This window comes from Candidatus Woesearchaeota archaeon, assembly GCA_003694805.1.
GTDB lineage: Archaea > Nanobdellota > Nanobdellia > Woesearchaeales > J110 > J110.
Map to the genome: position 1 here is coordinate 1 of RFJU01000116.1, position 3,796 is coordinate 3,796.

Annotated in this window: 6 protein-coding genes; all 6 read left to right on the plus strand. The window is 51.1% G+C overall.

Annotated elements, in window-relative coordinates; all coding sequences use genetic code 11:
* Positions 1-183: 183 nt before the first annotated feature.
* The 6 genes from D6783_04105 to D6783_04130 are packed head-to-tail and all read left to right on the plus strand — an operon-like array spanning position 184 to position 3,771.
* Positions 184-1,197, plus strand: a complete 1,014-nt coding sequence (locus tag D6783_04105) for a hypothetical protein (GenBank protein RME52650.1) — start codon at positions 184-186, stop codon at positions 1,195-1,197.
* A gap of 11 nt (positions 1,198-1,208) precedes the next feature.
* Positions 1,209-2,150, plus strand: a complete 942-nt coding sequence (locus tag D6783_04110; GenBank protein RME52651.1) for a head protein — start codon at positions 1,209-1,211, stop codon at positions 2,148-2,150.
* A gap of 53 nt (positions 2,151-2,203) precedes the next feature.
* Positions 2,204-2,545: a hypothetical protein gene (locus D6783_04115; protein ID RME52652.1), complete on the plus strand. Its 342-nt coding sequence runs from the start codon at positions 2,204-2,206 to the stop codon at positions 2,543-2,545.
* Between the two features lie 10 nt (positions 2,546-2,555).
* Positions 2,556-2,825 (plus strand): hypothetical protein, encoded by a 270-nt coding sequence (locus D6783_04120; GenBank protein ID RME52653.1) that lies wholly within the window; start codon positions 2,556-2,558, stop codon positions 2,823-2,825.
* Positions 2,822-3,151, plus strand: coding sequence for a hypothetical protein (locus tag D6783_04125; protein RME52654.1), 330 nt, complete (start codon positions 2,822-2,824; stop codon positions 3,149-3,151). The genes D6783_04120 and D6783_04125 overlap by 4 nt, the downstream gene beginning before the upstream one ends.
* Positions 3,151-3,771: a hypothetical protein gene (locus D6783_04130; protein ID RME52655.1), complete on the plus strand. Its 621-nt coding sequence runs from the start codon at positions 3,151-3,153 to the stop codon at positions 3,769-3,771. The genes D6783_04125 and D6783_04130 overlap by 1 nt, the downstream gene beginning before the upstream one ends.
* Positions 3,772-3,796 lie beyond the last annotated feature (25 nt).

Here is a 3,796-nt window from a genome sequence, read left to right on the forward strand (position 1 = left end):
GCGCACAACTGGTGGAACAATTTACCAACACAAAATTCAAACAAAAAGACGAGCGCGAGGAAATTTGGCGCCGTATGCAAACGATTGAATGGGTGCAACGTCATTTTGAGCAGGTTATGCAGACAGGGCAATTGGAAAAAGAATCTGTTAAACTATGGGAAAAACTAGGATTGTGAGGCAGCTATGCTGAACATTGATAAAGGGTTGAACGTCGATGAGGCGTTTGCAAAGTTAAAGGAAATTAAAGAATCTGCCGCTCACGCGGAGTCGGAGTCCCAGCGACCAACCGATGAAGCCGTGAGCCTTCCTGCCGAACCTGAGGAACTTCAGGCTGACGACACAGCAGAAGTCGAACAGCCTGAGGAGCCAGAAGGCGAGGCGGTAGAGTCCGAGCAGGACGAAGAAAGCGCCGCGGATGACGAGCAAGAGCCAAGCGACGAAGACGATTTTGTCATCGAATTAGATGACGGTCGCGAGGTGACCTTGAGCGAAATCCGAGAATGGGAAAAAGGCCATCTTCGCCTGCAGGACTACACGCGCAAAACGCAAGAGCTGGCCGAGCAGCGCAAACAGGTTGAGGAACAGGCCCAAAAATTGAGCCAAGTCCATCAACAATTAGCAGAACGTGTTGCCGAGCTTGAAGCGCTTGTTAAAACCAGCGAGGAGGATATCGACTGGGACGAGTTGCGCGAAATTGACCCAGCCGAATATTTGGCGCAAAAGGAAAAGTTGGAAAAGCGCAAGAAAGCGCTTGAAGAAGCCAAAAAACAGCAAGCCGGTATCAGTCAAGAGGTTCTGCAGCAAAAAATGCTTGAGGAGCAAAAGAAGCTGCTAGAACTCAATAAAGACTGGCTGGACGAAAGCGGTCGTCCGACCAAAAAATACGAGCAGGATGCGAAACTTGCTCGTGATTACTTGAATGAGTTGGGCGTTAGCGAACAAGAGCAGGCCATGATTATTGACCATAGATTATGGCAGGCAATCTTGGAGGCAGCACGCTTTCGGGCAGCAAAAAAGACCGGCGCAAGCGTCAAAAAACGGGTCAGAAAAGCGCCCAAGGTTTCCAGGCCTTCAGGCGCGCAAAAATCAAGCGTGCAGGCTGAGCTAGAAAAAGCCAAGGCACGTTTGGCCAGAACAGGCAGCATCGAGGATGCCCTGCTTGTTCGTAGGCTCACGGCAAAATTAAAACAAGGTTGAGGTAATAACCAATGGCACTACCGACTAACACTCAAACTACTTTTGCGACCAATGGGATTCGCGAGGACTTGGTAAATGTTATTTATGACATTTCGCCCGTCGAAACTCCGTTTATGTCGTCCATTCCCAAGGTTAAAGCAAAAGGCACTTTGCACGAATGGCAAACTGATTCGCTCGCGTCTCCGTCGAATAACGCTCAGCTTGAAGGCGACGACGCTCAAGCTGATGCAGCAAGCGCGACCACTCGGCTTGGCAACTATACGCAAATCAGCCGCAAGGTTGCTCGCGTCTCTGGTACTAACCGCGTAGTGAATTCTGCCGGTCGCTCCGATGAGCTTGACTATCAAGTTTTGAAGCGCGGCCGCGAACTGAAACGGGACATTGAAACCGCTTTGCTGGCAAACAAAGCTAAAAGCGCGGGTTCTGCGGGCGTTGCTCGCGAATTGGCGGGCGTTCCTGCGTGGATTGCGACCAACACCAATTTTGGCGGCACCGGCGCAGACCCGACGGGCGATGGTTCTGATGCGCGAACCGATGGAACTCAGCGCGCGTTTGCTGAGGCGGACCTGAAAGCCGTGCTCGGCGACATTTTCGATGCTGGCGGCCAGCCTGATTTGATCCTGGTCGGCTCATTCAACAAGCAGCAGATGTCCAGTTTCACCGGCAACGCGACCCGCTTTGTCGACGCAAAGGACAAGCGTTTGACTGCCGCGATTGATGTTTACGTCAGCGACTTTGGCGAATTGTCGGTCATTCCTAACCGCTTCATGCGTGCTCGCGATGCGCTTATCCTGCAAACGGATATGTGGGCATTCGCGACTTTGCGCGACTTCGAGGAAGTGCCGCTAGCCAAAACTGGCGACAGCGACGCGGTGATGATTGTTACCGAATACACGCTCGAAGCTCGCAATGAAGCATCAAGCGGCGGCGTGTTTGACTTGACTACTGCTTAATAACTAACCGGCGGGGCTTCGGCCTCGCCATTCTTGGCTTAGGAGTTAATAAAATGAGCGCATTCAACCTGAACAAAATCGCGTTGCCAGTCGTTATTTCTGGCGCAGAGGGCGCTGTTTCGGCGTACGTTCCAGTCCCCGAGGAATTTGACGGCGTAGTCGAGGAGATTCGCCTTGTTCCTGATGCGGCTGTTGATGCAAACACTACAATCACGCTGTCCGATGGCGAGGGCACGATTGGAACTATTGTCGTTCCATCTGGCGCCACGGTTGGCGCTGCCGTTTCGCAGAAATTCAGCGGCGATATCAAAGCAAACGACGTGTTAAAATTGACATCAGATGGTGCCGCGACAGGCGCATTTAACCTGCACGGCATTGTAGTTATTCGGCGATAAGGAGCTCGGAATGGCAAAAGGCAAAAACAAGCAGCACGCTGCAGAGGTCGATAGCGTGGCGGATGCAAAAGTTGCAAGCAAAAAACGCAAATATCTAGTCGTCCGTTCGTTTTCTCTGCCAAAAGAAGATGGCGGCCACGAAATCATCCGCTCGTTCCAGCGTGACGAATTGCGAAAAATTAAAACGGACGAGAGCGGGAAGCGCCTGCCCAACTATATTGAGCTGGATTCAGAGACAGCCATTGATTTCGTTGAAAAGGGGTATATTCGGCCAGCATGAAATACGTTTTAGACGTTGACCCAGTGACGGGGCTATATACAACGCTGAAAAAAGACGGCGACGTTTGGGTTGCTGAGACCAAGCAGGACGTCGAGGAGTTGTTGGACGAAAACCAACGGGAATTGACATCCAAGGAATCAGGGTGGAAGGGCGACTGGCACAAGGTCGCCTCAATCCCGCTGAACATTTGGAACCAGTGGAGCCTAGAGCTTAAGCGGCAAGGACGGCATCCGTTGCCTTCCCATCCGTCTAATCGCGACTGGTTCGTCGCAAAGCTAAACAGCAAGGATTGGTTCAAGCTGCGAACAAAAGAGGGGCGCATCTGATGACACTGTCTAACTATGACGAGCTAAAAACTGCAATTGTCAAGCAATCGCACAGGGAAGACGTTTTGGTTCTGGTCGACCAGTTTATTCGGTTGGCCGAAGCCGATTTTGTCGCAAATCCCGTCGAAACGCTAAAATTGGCGTCGCTCGTCAAAAAATCGAGTCTATCTGTTAGCGCTCAAGAAGTTGCGCTCCCGTCTGACTTTCTGTCATTGATTGGCGCAAAAATTATTTCAGGCTCGCAAATTTACCGCCTAGAATATAAAGCGCCAGAGCAGATGGACAGGCGAGGCGGGACGGGCGTTCCGTCGCAATTCACAATCACAAACCAAATCGAGTTTAATGTCGCGCCAGACGGAACTTATACGCTCGAACTGATTTACCACTCAACGCCGACGCCGCTAGATTCGACAAACACAACGAACGAAGTATTAACTAAATATCCGTCAATTTATCTATACGGGGCGCTGTTCCATCTGTTCAAATGGGCGGATGACGAGGAAAATGCCGCGAAATATGAGCGCCTGTTTTATCAAGCGATACAGGGAGCTAATCGTGCCGAAAAAGAAGGGAGATATGGTGCCGTTCCGGCCATGACGCCAGATAATTTTGTGGTGTAGCCATGCCGTTTAAAAAGAACATTCC